This window comes from Streptomyces sp. NPDC093149, assembly GCF_044754145.1.
GTDB lineage: Bacteria > Actinomycetota > Actinomycetes > Streptomycetales > Streptomycetaceae > Streptomyces.
The window spans coordinates 296,837-312,488 of record NZ_JBIVON010000004.1 but is presented as its reverse complement, the minus strand read 5'-3'; the positions used below and the strand labels follow the sequence as shown (position 1 = coordinate 312,488).

The window sequence follows — 15,652 nt, the reverse complement described above, 5'->3', positions numbered from 1 at the left end:
CGTAGGGCGGCCACCGTCGCGGGTCTTGTAGAAAACGGACATGGACGGTGGACCGCGGGGCCGCAGGGCGTTCTGGGACGCGGGAGCTGCGGGGCCTTCGCCGGCGTGGGCAGGTCCGCGGGCGGGCCTGCCGGGATCATGATCCCCGGCGGGCCCGCCCTGCCTCTCACCCCGCCCCGCCGTCGTGGCGGGCGGTACAGCCCCGCGTCATGGCGGGCGCCACCGCCCCGCCGTCACCGCGACGGGGTGCTCGCCGCGCAGTCGGCGGGCGATGTGCCCGGGTCGGTCAGCGCCAGACCGAGCTGGGCGCGTTCGGTCACCCAGCGGCTCGGGCGGTGACGCGGGTCGCCCGTCGTGCGGTGCAGTGCCCGGTGCAGCTCCAGCATCCGTCCGGCACCGATCCGGTCGCCCCAGGCCAGCGGGCCGACGGGGTAACCGAGCCCGGCCGTCACGGCCAGGTCGATGTCGGCAGGGGTGGCGATGGAGCGCTCCGCGATCGATGCCGCGACCGACACGATCGAGGCGAGCAGCCGCTGAGCGACCGAGCCCGCCGTGTCCCGTACCACCGAGACCGCGTACGCGGCCTCGCCGTCCGCGGCGCGGGCCAGCACGGCGCGGGCGTCGCGCGCGGCGGACGGGTCCGCTGCCGGGGTCACGGCCAGCACCCGGCGCCGGCCGGCCGCGGGCAGCGGGTCCACGCCGAAGGTGCGCCCCGCGGGCAGCCGGTGCGCGGCGACCGCGGAGGCCACCGTGGTGCCCCAGACCGGAACGAGTACGAGGGCGTCGGCGGACGGCTCCGTGCCGGTTTCGACGACGGCGCCCGCCGCGGTCAGCGCCGCGCGCAGCGCGGTCGCGTCCTGGTCCTGCGGTGCGGCGCCGTGGACGAACACCGGGCGGTCGGCGTTGCCCGTGACGGGCGGCTCCGGGGCCGGGCCGGGCGCCTCGGGGCCGTGCTCGTACCAGCCGCGCCCGGTCTTGCGGCCGTGCAGCCCGGCGGCCACCCGGTTCGGGGTGAGGTAGGACGGGCGGAGCCGGTCCGCGTACCGGAACCCCGTCCAGATCGAATCGATCACCGCGGCCGTCACGTCCAGACCCGTGAGGTCCATCAGCTCGAACGGGCCCATCCGCAGCCCGAGCACCTCGCGGGCGACCCGGTCGATGTCCGCCGGGTCGCAGACCGTCTCCTCCAGGAGTGCGAGGGCCTCGGTCACCAGGCCGCGGCCCGCGTGATTGACCAGGAAGCCGGGGGTGTCGGCGACCGTGACCGCACGGTGTCCACAGCTCTCGACGAGGGCGGTGAGGGCGGGCGGGATCTCCGGACGGGTGGCCGCGCCGGGCACCACCTCGACGATCCTCATCAGCGGCACCGGATTGAAGAAGTGCAGCCCGGCCAGGCGCGACGGGTCCTTGAGCGCCGCGGCGATCCGGGTGACCGACAGGGAGGAGGTGTTGGTCGCGAAGACGGCCGTCGTGGGCAGGGCCCGCTCCAGCCGGCCGAAGACCTCCGTCTTGGTGTCGAGGTCCTCCCGCACGGCCTCGACGACCAGTTCCACGTCCGGGCCCGCCACCCACGGGTCGTCCAGCGGGATCAGCCGCTCCAGGGCGGCCGCGGAGTCCTCGGCGGACATCCGGCCCTTCTGCACGGCCCGTTCGAGCATGGACCGTACGAATTCCACGGCGGCCGTCACCGCCTCCGTCCGTACGTCGCACAGCTCGACGGTGTGTCCGGCGGTCGCCGCCCACTGGGCGATGCCGCGGCCCATGGCCCCGGCGCCGACGATCCTGATACGCATGGCGGTTGCGGTCCTCTCGGGGTGTGACATGTGATCCTTCCCAGCGAAGATAGACGCGGTCCGGGCCCATGTCCTCGCGAGGCGGCCGCAGTTCGGCCACGGTCGGCGGCGGCACCGTGTCAGCGGCCATTGATTGCCGCCCGATATCGAATTAGGGTCCGATCAAGACGTCTGATCAATGAAACCCATCGGTGGGGCCGGTGACCGAAGGGGCGGACATGGAACTGCGTCATCCGTCCGCGTTCGTCGCCGTGGCGCAGGAATTGCGCTTCGGGCGGGTCACCTTCGGCTTCGCGGGCGCCTCCGGCCACGGGACCCTGCCGCTCCTCACCCGGGCCGTACGCGCCGCCCGCCCCGCCCTCGAACGGGTCATGAAGGGGCGGACAGACGCCGACGTCGCGCTCGACCGGGTCGCGGACGGCTCGCTCGACCTGGGGCCCGTCCGGCTGCCGGTGACCCGGCCGGGAGTGACGCGCCGGACATCGGACCGACTCGGTCGCCGGGTGCGAGGGCCGGCGACAGGCGCCACACGTCATCGAAAGGGCGAAGACGCGCCCCTCATCACCGAAAGGTCACGCCGTGCCCGACCAGCAGCTCGATGTCGTCATCTGTGAACCGCTGCGCACCCCCATCGGCCGTTTCGGCGGAGTGTTCGCCCAGCAGACCCCGGCCGCGCTCGCGGCTCGCGTCATCGCCGAGGTGGTCGCCCGCACCGGGATCGACCCGGCGGCGGTCGACGAGGTCGTCCTCGGGCACTCCTACCCGTCCGCCGAGGCCCCCGCCATCGGCCGGGTCGCGGCCCTCGACGCCGGGCTGCCCGAGACCGTCACCGGCTCCCAGATCGACCGCCGCTGCGGCTCCGGCCTCCAGGCCGTCCTCGACGCCGCGATGCAGATCCGGGCGGGCTTCAGCGATGTCGTCATCGCGGGCGGTGTCGACGTGATGAGCGCCGCCCCGTACTACACGCACGAAGGACGCTGGGGCATCAAGGGCCCCGGCCTCCAGCTCCACGACGCGCTGGCCAGGGGCCGGGTGACCGCGGGCGGCGTCAACCACCCCGTGCCCGGAGGGATGATCGAGACCGCCGAGAACGTACGCCGCGCCTACGGCATCAGCCGCGCCGATCAGGACGCGCTCGCGCTGCGCTCGCAACAGCGCGCCGGCCGGGCCGCCGCGGAGGGGTGGTACGACGCGGAGACCGTCCCCGTCACCGTACGGACCCGCAAGGGCGAGACGGTCGTGACCGCGGACGAGCACCCCCGCCCCGACACCACCGCCGAGCAACTCGCCGCGCTGCGTCCGATCATGGCGAAGTCCGACCCCGGGGCGACCGTCACCGCGGGCAATGCCAGCGGGCAGAACGACGCGGCCGCCGCCTGCCTGGTGACCAGCGCGGCCACCGCCGAACGGCTCGGCCTCCACCCGCTGGTCCGACTGGTCTCCTTCGCCCGCGCCGGGGTACCCGCCGCGACCATGGGCATCGGTCCCGTCCCGGCGACCCGGGCCGCCCTCGACCGTGCCGGACTCACCCTCGCCGACCTCGACCTGATCGAGCTCAACGAGGCATTCGCCGCCCAAGTGATCGCCTGTACACGCGAGTTGGGCCTGGGCGACATCGACCACGAGCAGCGCATCAACGTCAACGGCTCCGGCGTCTCCCTCGGCCATCCGGTCGGCGCCACCGGCGCCCGCATCCTCGCCACGCTCACCCGTGAACTGCATCGCCGCGAGGCCCGGTACGGCCTGGAGACCATGTGCATCGGCGGCGGGCAGGGCCTTGCCGCGGTCTTCGAGCGCATCGCCGCCTGAGGGCCTGCCGGGTGACCTCGGATCGGACGGTGGGCGCGGTCCGGTGCGTGCGGTGTCGGCGGCGAGGGGCACGCCGTGCCTCAGCCGACGTCGGTCCGGGCGCTCGCGCCCCGCTCCGTTTCCAGCGGTACCGCGAGGTGGTCCCACTCCGCCTCCGGGTCGGTCAGCCGGTTGAGCCGGGCCGGCACATCGAACCCGACCAGCAGCACCACGATCACCGTGCCGGCGAACGTGAGCACGGCCAGCGCCTGTCCCAGATCCATCCCGGACGCCAGGTGCGCGCCCAGAACCGGGGCCACGGCACCACCCAGCGCTCCCACGTTGTACGTGAAGCCGAGCGCGGCGCCCCGGCTCGCGGTGGGGAAGTGCCCGCCGATGTACCGGGGCAGCAGTCCGGAGATGCCGAAACTGGTCGCCTGGAGCAGGAAGAGCAGGATGCCGAGCAGCAGCAGATCGTCGTGCACGGCGAAGACCGGATAGACGAAGGCCAGCGAGGCCAGCAGCGTCAGCGCGTACGCCTTCTTCGCACCGATCAGGTCGCCCAGGAAGCCCGCGGCCCAGCAGCCGACCATGGTGCCGAAGCCCGCGAAGTACAGCACATCGGTGACCTGGCCGGTGGTGTAGCCGAGTTCGGTCTTCAGATACGTGGGCAGCAGCGCCTGGATCGGCCACGAGTACAGGAACGCGAAGAACAGCGTCACGATCATCGATAGATACAGCACCCAGCCCCGTTTTCCGCCGAGCTGTACGGCGAACGCGGCGAGCGCGAGTCCCGCGACCACCGAGAGCACCGGAATCATTCCGGCACCGCCCGGGGTGAAGACCAGAAAGAGCGAGACGGTGGCGACGACGATCAGCACCGTGTTGACCGTGGCCCGGACACGGGTCACGAACAGCGGCCGGAACGGATTGGGCCTGGCTCCCTGTTCCGCCACGGTCTCCGTCCACTCCTCGGCCTCCGGCAGCGCGCGCCGCATCCACAGCGCGATGGCGATCGGTATCAGGCCCAGATAGAACATCCACCGCCAGCCGAGCGACGGGACCACCCACTTGTAGACCTGTGCGGCGAGCACCGAGCCGACCGAGAAACCGGAGATCAGGAATCCGCTGGCCCGGCTGCGGAGCCGCGCGGGCCAGCTCTCCATCACGTATGTGGCGCTGGCGCTGTACTCACCGGCCATGCCCATGCCGATGGCGAGCCGGGCCGCGAACAGACTCTGGTAGTTCCAGGCGAATCCGCAGGCGAAGGTGCCGAGCGAGTACAGCAGGATGCTCAGGATCATGGAGAGCTTGCGGCCGTACCGGTCGCCGACGGCGCCGAGCAGCGCACCGCCCAGCCAGCGGGTGATGAACGCACCGGAGATCAGGCTTGCGGCCTGCACCGTGCTCAGGCCGAAGTCGTCACTGATCTCGGTGAGCACGAGCGTGATCAGCACGAAGTCGAAGCCGTCGAGGACGTAGCCGATCCAGGCGGCGAAGAACGACTTCCACTGGGTGCCGCTCACTTCGCGGTACCAGGGGAGCGTCGGAGGTGATGTGGTCTGCACGGTGACTCCAGGATGCGGGACGGCGCTCGCCGTTGAGCGGCCGGCCCGCGTGGTGGGGACAGGTCAGCGCCGGGCGATGCCCGCGACGAAGCGGGCGGTGAGGGCGGTGGGGGCGGTGATGGCGGTGCCGACGACGACGCTGTGGGCGCCGCGTGTCAGGGCCTCGGCGGCTTCGTCGGGCGTGTTGATACGGCCTTCGGCGACGACGGGGACATCGATCGCGGCGGAGAGCTCGGCGACCAGTTCGAGGTCGGGGCCCGTCTGTTCCGGTGTGCCGGGGACGTAGCCGGAGAGCGTGGTGGAGACGAAGTCCGCGCCCTGCCCGGCTGCCGTGATGCCCTCGGCGAGCGTGGAGACATCGGCCATGACCAGGGCTCCGGCCCCGTGGACGGCCGCGACCAGCTCGGCGAAGGACGAGCCGTCGGGGCGCGGCCGGTCGGTGGCGTCCGCGGCGACGACGGCTGCGCCCGCCTCGACGAGCGCCAGGGCGTGCCGGACGGTCGGGGTGATGTAGACGCCCACGTCACCGTCCTTCCACAGACCGATGACCGGCAGATCGACGGCCTCGACGATCGCGGCGACGACGGCCGGTTCGTTGGCGCGGATCGCCGCACCGCCACCCGCGACGGCCGACCGGGCGAGTCGGACGAGGGTGCCGGTCTCCCGCATCGGGTCGCCGGGGGGTGCCTGGCAGGACACGATCAGCCTGCCCTGGAGGGAAGCGGCCAGTTCCTGTGCTGTCATCGAACGGCTCCTGGGTGGTGGAGGGGAAGAGTGGTGGTCAGGGCGGCGGCGCCGAGCACGGCCGCGTCGGCGCCGAACAGCGGCGCCTCGGGTGTCAGCCCGCGCAGCGGCGGCATCAGCTCCGCGGCGAAGGCGGTGGCCAGGGCGTCCCCGTACAGCGGGCCGATCCGCGGCACACCGCCGCCGACGACGACCCGGTCGGGCCCCAGTGCGTTGGCGAGCCCGCCGAGCACATGGCCGGTGGCGGCCGCGCCGACGGTGATGGCACGGACGGCGGCGGCGTCTCCCCGCGCGGCGCGGGCCGCGACGGTTTCGAGCCGGTCCACCGGAGAACCGGCCAGCCGCTCGTAGTGGGCGACGATGCCGGGCCCGGAGGCGATGACCTCCAGATGTCCGGTGGCGCCGCAGGTGCAGGGCAGTCCGGCCGCCTCGGGACTGGGCAGATGGCCCAGGTGCCCGGCGATCCCGGCGGCACCGTGCAGCATTCGCCCGTCGACGGCGATCGCACCGCCCACTCCCGTACCGACCGCCACGAAGAGCAGCGACCCCCGGCCCGGACCGTCCGGGCCCGATGTGACGCGGTCCGGTCCGTCCGCGCCGGAGGACCCGCGACCCGCTTTGGGCCTGGCGGGCTCCATGCGGTCCGGTCCGTCCGCTCCGGCCTCCCGGTGATCCGGCCCGTCCGGTCCGGCCGCGCCCGACGACGGCCCGCGGCCCGTCCGGTGCGCCCGCAGTGCCGCGAGTTCCGGTCCGGCGGTGGCGCGTACGTCGTTGTCGCAGGCCACCGGGGACCCCGTACGGTCCGCGAGGCCGGCGCCCAGCACGGTGCCCGCCCAGCCGCGGATGGAATCGGTGGCGCTGGTGACCACGCCGGTACGGGGATCGACGACCCCGGCCGCCGCGATCCCGATCGCCGTTGCCAGCCGCCCGGGATCGACGGTGGCGGCGGCCCCGGCGAGCGCGTCCAGTACGGCGGTCGCGCCTTCCAGGGCCGGGGTGGGCCGGGTGTGGCGGGCCAGCACCGCGCCGTCCGCGCCGAAGAGCGCGGCTGCGATCTTCGTGCCGCCCAGGTCGAGGCCGATCACGGGGGCGCCGGTGCCCCCGGACGAGGTGGCGGAACTCATCGGACCGGCGGCAGACCGGCGGCGCGCAGACGCCGGGCGACCAGACCGACCGACTCGGCGTTCAGCCGGATCTGCGGGAAGGCGGTGTCGCCGCACTCGATGATGCCGAGCAGGTGGAGCGCCGCCTTGAACGAGCCGAGCGCCGAGGAACTGCGGCCCATGTCCGCCTCCGGCCCGACGTCGACCATGCCGAACAGCTCGACGAGCCGCTCCTGCTCCTTCGCGGCGAGTGCCCAGTTCCCGGCCCGCGCGGCGTCGTACAGCCGCACGTAGCCCGCCGGATCGACGTTGCCGATGCCCGGTACGACACCGTCGACACCGGCCAGCAGGGCGGCGTCCACGGTGAGCTCGGAGCCGGTGAGCACACTGAATCGCGGCGCCGGGCCCTCCTTGCGCCCGTCCCGTCCGCCCAGTTCGACGAGCAGCCGGCGCAGTCCGCCCTCGTCGCCGCTGCTGTCCTTCAGGCCGGCCAGCGTGCCGTCCTCGGCGAGCTCACGCACGAGCGCGGCGGAGAGCTTGCTGTGCACGGCGACCGGGATGTCGTACGCGAACAGCGGCAGATCGACCTCCGCGCGCAGCCGCCGGAAGTGCTGGGCGATCTCCTTGCCGTGGGTACGGGTGTAGAACGGCGCGGTCGCGACCAGGGCGTCCGCGCCCAGTTCCGCGGCGGACCCGGCGTGCTCGACGACGCGCGCAGTGGTGGTGTCGATGACACCGGCGAGCACCGGAACCCTTCCGTCGGCCACGTCGACCACGGTCTTCAGTGCCGTGGCGCGCTGCTCATCGGTGAGGTAGGCGACCTCGCTGGTGGAGCCGAGCGCGAACAGCCCGTGCACCCCACCGGCGACGAGATGCTCGACGAGCCGGGCGAGGGACGAGGTGTCGACCTCCCCCCGGGAGTCGAGCGGGGTGCAGACCGGCGGGACGACGCCGTGCAGCGGTTCGGTCAGAGACATGTGAGGGCTCTCCAGCTTGGTCGAAACGCCGATCCGCGGCCCCGGGCGGCTACACGGATCGAGACATGAGACGTAAGATGTCCTATGTCTGGCCTCACCTTAAACAGATGCTCCTGCGACCGGTCAAGGGGCAATCGCACCTCAGGAGGACGTTGTGGTCCGCCCCACCATGGCTCAGGACATAGAGCGCCGGCTCAAGGAACTGATCCTGGAGCGCAGACTCGCCCCCGGCGACGCCCTGCCCACCGAGGCGGAGCTGATGGAACTCTTCGGCGTCGGACGGGTGTCGGTGCGCGAAGCCCTCAAAGCGCTCCAGGCCGTCAACGTCGTGGAGATCCGCCGAGGCTCCGGCACCTTCGTCGGCTCGCTCTCCCTGTCACCCTTCGCCGAGGGGCTCGCCTTCCGTGCGGCCGTCCGTCACCGGCAGGGCGAACCGGGCCTCTACGAGCTGATGAAGGTGCGGGAGGTCCTGGAGGCGGGCCTGATCGGGTCCGTCTCGGCCGGTGTCCCCGACGAGGACCTCGAAGTGCTGCGTGGCCTGGTCGCGCGGATGGAGGAGGAGGCGCGCGACGGCGGCCGGGTGGCGCGCGACACCGACCGCGCCTTCCATCTCGCGCTCTACGCCTCGCTCGACAACCATCTGCTCAGTGAGGTGCTGGACGCCTTCTGGGCGGCCATGGACCGGGTCCGCGAAGACCTCGACGACGGCCATCAGGACCCTGCCGCCACGTGCGCACAGCACCGGGAGATCGTCGCGGCGGTCGCGGCGGCCGACGGGGAACGCGCGGTGCGTGCCATGCGCACCCACTTCGACGGCATCCGCACCCGACTGGAGCCGGTGGCCGGCCGGTAACGGGTGACCGGGGGCCGGTCGCCCGGGACCCGCGGAGGTCCGGTGGCCGGACGTCGTCACGCCCTGGAGCGCCGGCCGTCGGGCGCCGGCCTCCCGGAGCCTGCATCGGCCCGGTGGGGTGGCGGTGAGAGGGCGACACGGGGTCGCCACCGTCACCGCCCCGCGCCGGCCCCCGTGATCGCGGTGACCGCCATCCGTACCGCCCGCTCCGTCACCGCCGCATGGTCGTCGCCCGACTCGATCGCCGTCGTGGCGGCGTTGACGATGCCCTGCAGCAGCAGCGCCGTGCGCCGTGGATCCTCCTCGCCCAGGTCGGTGAGCGCGTCGATCAGCGGAGTGAGCAGCTCCCGGTGGGCCCGCACCGCGCTCTCCCGCACCACCGTCGCGTCCCGGACCCCGGCCAGCGCCTGGGCGATCCGGTGTTCACCGCTGCGCACCAGCTCCAGCTGGGACGACACATAGGCGGCGATCTTCTCCTCGGGCGTACCGGCCGCCGACATTCCGGCCCGGATGGCGTCCGTCCAGCGCGGCATCGCGTCCTCCACGACGGCGGCGAGCAGCTCGGGGCGGCCGGGGAAATACTTGTACAGGCTGTTGCGGGCCAGGCCGGTGGCCCTGGCGACCGCCGTGAAGGTCACGTCCTCGGCGTCGCCGCCCTCCAGCAGCTCGCGCGCCGCCCGCACCAGGGCCAGCCGCTGCTGGGCGTGGTGCTCGACGACCGTGGCGGCTCTGATCCTGGGCACGGGCCCAGTCTAGAAGCCCCGCGCCCTGTCGACCCCCACTTGGCGACGCCGCGTCCCCATCATCTATGTTGGCGACACATCGTCCCTAACATCCATCGAAGGGAACCGCTGTGTTCCTCGCTCTGCTGGAGCTGCGCGCCGCCCGAGGGCGCTTTCTGCTCATGGGATCCGTCGTGGTGCTGGTCGCCGCACTCGTGGGCATCGTCTCCGGCTTCACCACCGGCCTCGGCGACGACACCATCTCCGCGCTGCGCCGGCTTCCGGCCGCGCAGCTGGTGTTCTCCTCCGACGCCCGGTCCGACCAGTTCGCCCGCAGCCTCCTCGACGAAGAGACGGCCGCCGCCTGGCGCAAGGACGCGAACACCGACGCGACCCCGCTGGGCGTCTCCATCACCCGCGGCACGACGAACCGGGGCACCGAGGTCGATCTCGCCGCCTTCGGAGTCGAGCCCGATTCCTTCCTCAGCCCCTCCGTCACCCGGGGCCACGGCCTCGCGCACGCGCCGGCGGACAGCCTCGTGATGTCCGCCAAGCTCGCCGACGAGGGCGTACGCGTCGGAGACATCCTGGTCATCGACCGGCTCGGCATCAGGCTGCACGTCGTCGGAGCGACCGAACGCTCCAGCTACGGCCATGTGGCCGCCGCCTACGTGCCGTTGAAGACCTGGCAGCGCATCCGCTTCAGCACTCCGGGTGCGCCGGCCTCGTCCGCCGTCGCGATCCCCGACCAGTTCAGCGCCCTGGCCCTGCGCACTCCGGCCAAGGCCCCGACCGCCGAACTCGACGCGCGGCATTCCACCACCACGCTCACCAAGGAGAAGGCGTACGAGGCCGCGCCCGGCTACACCGGTGAACGCGTCACCATGAACTCGATCCAGGTCTTCCTCTACCTGATCGCACCCCTGGTGGTCGGCGCCTTCTTCGCCGTATGGACCGTGCAGCGCCAGCCCGAACTCGCCCTGCTGCGTGCGCTGGGCGCCTCGCGCCGACGGCTGCTCGCCCACACCGTGCTCCAGGCGGCCCTCGTCGTCGTCCTCGGCACCGCCGCGGGCGCCGTACTGGCCGGAGCGGTCGGACTGCTGGTCGGTGAACAGGTGCCGTTCAGCCTGCCCGCCGCCACCCTCGCCGCCACCATGTGCACCGTCGCGGCCGTCGGCCTCGCGGGCACCGCCCTGACCCTGCGCCGGGTCACGAGAGCCGACCCGCTGACCATGCTGGGAGCCAACCGATGAGCCTCGAACTGAGCGGCGTCACCGTCGCGTTCGGCCGTGCCGATGCCCGTACGACCGTCTTCGACGGCCTCGACGTCACCTTCGAACCGGGCCGGATGACCGCCCTCGTCGGCCCGTCGGGGTCCGGCAAGTCCACGCTGCTCGCCGTCGCGGGCGCCCTGCTGCGGCCCACCGCCGGACAGGTCCTGCTGGACGGTGAGGACCTCGCCGTGCTCTCCGACGCCCAGCGCGCCAAGGTGCGCCGGGAGCGCATCGGCTACATGTTCCAGAGCGGCAATCTGCTCTCCGGCCTGGCCGCCGTCGAACAGCTCCTGGCCGCCGCCTACATCAGTGGCGAACGGCCCCGCGCACACCGCTCCCGCGCCGAGGAGGCGTTGACCGGGGTGGGCCTCGGCCATCGACTGCGCCACCGTCCCGAACAGCTCTCCGGCGGCGAACGCCAGCGCGTCGCACTGGCCCGTGCGCTCTTCCTCTCCCCGAAACTGCTGCTGGTCGACGAACCGACGGCGGCTGTCGACCGCTCGCAGGCCGGCGAACTGGCCGAACTGCTCGCCGAACGCACCCGGCAGGATCACTGCGTCACGGTCGTGGCCACGCACGACCCGGCCGTGGCGGACGCCGCCGACCGGGTCGTGGACATGGCCGAGCTGACCGCCGCCGCGGCGGCGTCCGCACGGCCCGCCCGCTGAAGGCCCGAAGGGCGCTTCGGGCCTTACGGCCAGGTGCACGACAGAGAGTGGATCGGCGAGCGGCGTCATGCGGCTTCGGATCCGAGCGGAGGAGGGAGGCGACGCGCAGCGTCGTCGGCCGACGACAACGCCGGAGGCGAAGCCGCACGGCGCCGGGATCCCGCTCGCCGTCGTGCACCAGGCCGTTACGGGGTCACGGTCGCCGTTGCGCTGCCTGACGCCTGAAGCCCGCCCGTGCGGTAGGTCGCGGTGAGGGCGGCGCTGCCCGAGGCTCCGGCCGCCACGGTGACCGGAACCTTGATGTTCGCGCCCTGGCCCGGGTTCAGGGCGGGCGCGGTCGTCTGCTTCGCCGTCCAGCCGGACGGCACGGTCAGATCGACGGTGCCCGCCCCGCGCCGCACGTCCATCCGGTTGACGACACGGACCGTCACCGTCGTGTCCGTGCCCGCCTTCAGGGGCGTGGGCGGGGTGATCGTGATGTCCGCACAGGTGCCGCCCAGCCACTTCAGATCGAACGAGGCGTACGTGATGTGCGTGTAGTCGGCGCGCTCGTAGAGCAGGCCGAGCCGTCCGTCGGGGAGCCGGGTGAGCGTCGAGTAGGCCGCGGAGCCGGGGTCGACGACCTTCCTGATCGGCCAGGTCCTGCCGTTGTCGCAGGACATCTTCACCGTGAGGTTGCGCCGTGCCGAGGCGTCCTCCGTGTTGCTGAACAGCAGCCACGACGACTGCGGGTTCGACGCGGGGGCGTCGGCGTTGTAGCGCATCACCGACGCGTTGTCGGCCGGGTCGGTCAGCTGGGTGTCCTGGGTGAAGGGGGTGTAGTTGACGCCGCCGTCGGTGGAGTAGGCGATCGTCCGGTACGGCTTGGAACGGTTGTTGAGCATGATCCTGCCGTCGGACAGTTCGACGGTCTTGTTCTCGTCGCCCCCGGGACCGACCGGGTTGCCCATCTTCCAGGTCTCGCCGTGGTCGTCGCTGTACGCGCTGGCCGCGTAGTTGGCGCCGTCGATCCGGACGGCGTACTGCTGGATCAGCCGGCCCTCGTACGCGCCCTGCCGCACCTGGATGCCCTCGCCGGAGGCCGCGAACATGCCCGCCCAGGCGGGGTTCTTGATCTGCTTGGTGATACGGCGATGGGTCCACGTCAGCCCGTCGTCGTCGGAGTAGCTGTAGTCGGCCTGGATGATGTTCGGGTCGTTCTCGTCGTTGCCGGTGCCCGAGCCGAAGAAGCCCTGGTTCACCGAGGCCGCGTAGAAGAGGAAGATCCGGCCGGTGATGCGGTCGACGAGCAGGCTCGGGTCGCCGTAGCCCTGGGGCGCGGCATCCTTGCGGACCACCTGTTGCGGCTGCCAGGTCACGCCGCCGTCGGTGCTGCGGCGCAGCACGACGGAGATGTTGCTCGGCAGGTCGCCGAGGGTGGGGCGGGCGTCGTAGGCCGCGAGGACCGTGCCCTTCGTCGAGGTGGTGAGCGCCGGGATGCGGTAGTGGGGCGAGCCCACCCCGTCGACGGTCAGGTCCTGGGAGGTCAGTGCACCGGGGGCGGGCGCGCCGTGGGCGGTGCCGGCCGCGGTGGCCACCAGCATGGCGGCGCTGAGCAGGGCGACGGAGACGTTTCGCTGCATGGACGATCTCTCTTCTCGGAAGGAGTGATGCTTCTCGGAAGGGCGGAGAATCTGTGGAACTCCCCGCGAGGCGGGGGAGGGGCCCGCCGGGCGGGGCGCGGGGAACAGCCGGTGCCGCGCTACGGGATGTGCAGCGAGCAGACCCGGCTGCCGATGTCGAAGACCCGCAGATCTTCGATCATCTTCAGGGCGAGGCGGTGGTGGCCCCGCTCGTTGGGGTGGAGGCCGTCATCGAGCAGGGGGAGCGGGACCTGTCCGCCGTTGCCGCTCAGCCAGTCGGTGTAGTGGTCGACGAACACGACGCCCTCCTGCGCCGCGACCTCGCCCATCACCTGCGCGTACTGCGAAAGCCCCACCCTGCCGGGCCACTTCGCCGGATCGACCGGGTTCGGCGACTGGAGCACCGGAACGGGTGCGCCGGGCAGCGCGCGTACCGAGCGCACCAGCGAGACGAGGTTCGCCCGGTAGACCTCCGGGCCGAGGCCGGCCGTCGCGATGTCATTCGTACCAATCATGATGGAGACGACCTTCGGGGAGAACGCGGTGACCCGTTCCCCGAACCGGGCGACGAGTTCGGCGCTGGTGGCGCCGCTCACGCCGGAGTCGATCACGAAGTCCCGGTTCTTCGGCTTGCCCAGCTCCCAGCGGACCCGCTCCGTCCAGTGCTCCGGGTAGCTGCGCCAGCCGTTGGTGTGCAGGGCGCCGTGGGTGATGCTGTCGCCGGTGACGACCCAGCTGGCGGGCGTGTCGCTGTTGAGGATCGTGGAGATCCGGCCCAGGTCGGCGAGGTCGGGGCGGGGGCTCTGTGCGACCAGTTCGGACGCGTCGAGCACCCGGTCCCAGACCGCGGCCCGTTCGATCGTGCCGGTGCAGAACCACTCGCCACCGGGGTGGTCGCTGTCCAGGTTGCGCCCGAGGGCGAGTGCGCTCAGCCCGGAGGCATGGCCGAAGAAGGAGTGCCGGGCCGTCTCGAACACTGTGCGCCCGCCGGCGTGCAGCCGGGTGCCCGACGCGTCGACGGTGACGGCGACGGTGTGGCGCAGACCGTCGTCGTACCGTGTCCTGGTCATGACATTGATGAGTACGGCGCCCCGGTCGCGCACGGAGAACTGCAGGGCGCCGCCGGACAGGTTCAGCGTGATGTTGGAGGAGGGGACGGTCGGGTCGGAGGCGCTGAGCAATGTCATCGCCTCGTTGTGGCTGGTGGTGCGGAAGGTGACGACGATGGTCCCGGTGGTGAGCGGGGCGAGTGCACCGACCCGGTCCGACAGGTCGACGTACTCTCTGCCGTCCAGGTCCACCGGGGTGTCGTGGTCCAGGAGCGGGCCGCTGCCTGCGGCGGCGAAGGCGCGGCTGCCGAGCTGGGTGCCCAGGGCCGCCGCCCCGGCGGCGAGAAGCATGGATCGTCTGCGCACGGAAGAACCTCCGGTCAGGATTGACGGACCCGCTCCGACGGCGGGCCCGCGAACAGAGCCCGCACCCAGGCCAGTTGCTCCCGCTGGTGATGCGCCGTTCCGCCCTCGTGCCCGTTGAACTCGTAGACCCGGACGTCCTTCGGTCCCGCGTAGTGGTTGTAGGCGGTGAAGCAGGTGGAAGGCGGGCAGATCTCGTCCATCATCGCGATCGAGAACAGTGTGGGAGCGGTGGCACGGGTGGCGAGCAGTGCGGCATCGAAATGCGCCAGGGTGGTGAACACCGTCCCGGCGCGGTCGCGGTGGAGCTTCAGATACTCGGCGATCTCGGTGTACGGCGGCCGGCCCGAAATCTCAGCGGCCCGCCGGAAGTTGCAGAGGAACGGCACATCCGGCATCACTCCGGCCAGCCCCGGCACAAGACCCGACACGGCCAGGGCGATGCCGCCGCCCTGGCTGACTCCGGTGACGACGATCCGGGCGGGATCGACCTCGGGGTGGGTGCGCATCGCCTCGACGCAACGCACCGCGTCGGTGAACACCCGCCGGTAGTAGTACGTTTCGGGGCTCTCGACGCCGCGGGTGACGAAGCCGGGTACGGTGCCTGCCGCGCCGGCGTCCGTGTCGGCGGTGGAGCCCGACGCGGCCGACCAGCCCTGACCGCGGGTGTCCATGATCAGATGCGCGTATCCGGCGGACACCCAGAGCAGATTCTCGTGGGCGAAGCCGCGTCCGCGACCGTAGCCGAGGAACTCGACGATGCAGCCGAGCGGCCCGGTGGATCCGGCGGGCAGGTGCAGCCAGCCATGGACCGGTCGCCCGGCGAAGCCGGGCAATGTCACATCGTACGTACGGATCCGGTCGAGCCCGGTGTCGACCGGTGAGAACACCGGCTTTCCCGCCGGACCGGTTCCGCCGACCGCGGGTGTCGCGTCCAGGGTGCTCGACCAGAAGGCGTCGAAACCGACAGGAACAGGCAGTTCGGGCCGGTAGTCGAGGCAGTCGGCGAGTGAGAGGTCCGTCAACGGCATGGAGGTGCCCTCCTGGGGGTGCAACCGCGGTGCTGAACGCCGGGCATCGAGACAGAAGACGTCAGATGTCCTATCGGCACACGGACCCTAGGCAGCG

The 15,652-nt window shown here is 72.2% G+C and carries 13 protein-coding genes and 1 pseudogene; 5 read left to right on the top strand and 9 right to left on the bottom strand.

Going from position 1 to position 15,652, the window contains the following annotated elements:
- Positions 1–233: 233 nt before the first annotated feature.
- Positions 234–1,793, bottom strand: coding sequence for a 3-hydroxyacyl-CoA dehydrogenase (locus ACIQCZ_RS14990; RefSeq protein ID WP_402282543.1), 1,560 nt, complete (start codon positions 1,791–1,793; stop codon positions 234–236).
- 269 nt (positions 1,794–2,062) lie between these two features.
- On the opposite strand from ACIQCZ_RS14990, the pseudogene ACIQCZ_RS14985 reads away from it, so the two are divergent.
- Positions 2,063–2,281, top strand: a pseudogene (locus ACIQCZ_RS14985) (LysR family transcriptional regulator); the annotation flags it as partial.
- Between the two features lie 91 nt (positions 2,282–2,372).
- Positions 2,373–3,602 carry an acetyl-CoA C-acetyltransferase gene (locus ACIQCZ_RS14980; RefSeq protein WP_402282541.1) on the top strand — a complete coding sequence of 410 codons (1,230 nt, stop codon included), beginning with the start codon at positions 2,373–2,375 and terminating at the stop codon, positions 3,600–3,602.
- 80 nt (positions 3,603–3,682) lie between these two features.
- Here ACIQCZ_RS14980 and ACIQCZ_RS14975 read toward each other — a convergent pair whose 3' ends face one another.
- The 4 genes from ACIQCZ_RS14975 to ACIQCZ_RS14960 form a co-directional block, all read right to left on the bottom strand.
- On the bottom strand, positions 3,683–5,149 hold the full coding sequence (locus tag ACIQCZ_RS14975; protein ID WP_402282540.1) for a sialate:H+ symport family MFS transporter: 1,467 nt from the start codon (positions 5,147–5,149) through the stop codon (positions 3,683–3,685).
- Between the two features lie 63 nt (positions 5,150–5,212).
- Positions 5,213–5,893: an N-acetylmannosamine-6-phosphate 2-epimerase gene (locus tag ACIQCZ_RS14970; protein ID WP_402282539.1), complete on the bottom strand. Its 681-nt coding sequence runs from the start codon at positions 5,891–5,893 to the stop codon at positions 5,213–5,215.
- Positions 5,890–7,017, bottom strand: coding sequence for an ROK family protein (locus ACIQCZ_RS14965; RefSeq protein ID WP_402282537.1), 1,128 nt, complete (start codon positions 7,015–7,017; stop codon positions 5,890–5,892). Before ACIQCZ_RS14965 ends, ACIQCZ_RS14970 begins: the two co-directional genes overlap by 4 nt.
- Entirely contained in the window at positions 7,014–7,973 is a 960-nt protein-coding gene (locus ACIQCZ_RS14960) for a dihydrodipicolinate synthase family protein (RefSeq protein ID WP_402282535.1), read from the bottom strand. Before ACIQCZ_RS14960 ends, ACIQCZ_RS14965 begins: the two co-directional genes overlap by 4 nt.
- Positions 7,974–8,127: 154 nt before the next feature.
- Between ACIQCZ_RS14960 and ACIQCZ_RS14955 the strand changes: the two genes are divergently transcribed.
- Entirely contained in the window at positions 8,128–8,826 is a 699-nt protein-coding gene (locus ACIQCZ_RS14955) for a FadR/GntR family transcriptional regulator (RefSeq protein WP_402282533.1), read from the top strand.
- A 152-nt stretch (positions 8,827–8,978) separates the two neighbouring features.
- Here ACIQCZ_RS14955 and ACIQCZ_RS14950 read toward each other — a convergent pair whose 3' ends face one another.
- Positions 8,979–9,569, bottom strand: coding sequence for a TetR/AcrR family transcriptional regulator (locus tag ACIQCZ_RS14950; protein WP_376216453.1), 591 nt, complete (start codon positions 9,567–9,569; stop codon positions 8,979–8,981).
- A gap of 110 nt (positions 9,570–9,679) precedes the next feature.
- Between ACIQCZ_RS14950 and ACIQCZ_RS14945 the strand changes: the two genes are divergently transcribed.
- Positions 9,680–10,801: an ABC transporter permease gene (locus tag ACIQCZ_RS14945; protein WP_402282531.1), complete on the top strand. Its 1,122-nt coding sequence runs from the start codon at positions 9,680–9,682 to the stop codon at positions 10,799–10,801.
- The gene (locus ACIQCZ_RS14940; RefSeq protein ID WP_402282529.1) at positions 10,798–11,490 is read left to right on the top strand and encodes an ABC transporter ATP-binding protein; all 693 of its coding nucleotides are present in this window, start codon (positions 10,798–10,800) and stop codon (positions 11,488–11,490) included. The genes ACIQCZ_RS14945 and ACIQCZ_RS14940 overlap by 4 nt, the downstream gene beginning before the upstream one ends.
- A 185-nt stretch (positions 11,491–11,675) precedes the next feature.
- Here ACIQCZ_RS14940 and ACIQCZ_RS14935 read toward each other — a convergent pair whose 3' ends face one another.
- The 3 genes from ACIQCZ_RS14935 to ACIQCZ_RS14925 form a co-directional block, all read right to left on the bottom strand.
- Positions 11,676–13,112: an exo-alpha-sialidase gene (locus tag ACIQCZ_RS14935; RefSeq protein ID WP_402282527.1), complete on the bottom strand. Its 1,437-nt coding sequence runs from the start codon at positions 13,110–13,112 to the stop codon at positions 11,676–11,678.
- Positions 13,113–13,231: 119 nt separating this feature from the next.
- Positions 13,232–14,527, bottom strand: coding sequence for a GDSL-type esterase/lipase family protein (locus ACIQCZ_RS14930; protein WP_402282526.1), 1,296 nt, complete (start codon positions 14,525–14,527; stop codon positions 13,232–13,234).
- A 14-nt stretch (positions 14,528–14,541) separates the two neighbouring features.
- The gene (locus ACIQCZ_RS14925; protein WP_402282525.1) at positions 14,542–15,555 is read right to left on the bottom strand and encodes an acetylxylan esterase; all 1,014 of its coding nucleotides are present in this window, start codon (positions 15,553–15,555) and stop codon (positions 14,542–14,544) included.
- Positions 15,556–15,652: the final 97 nt, after the last annotated feature.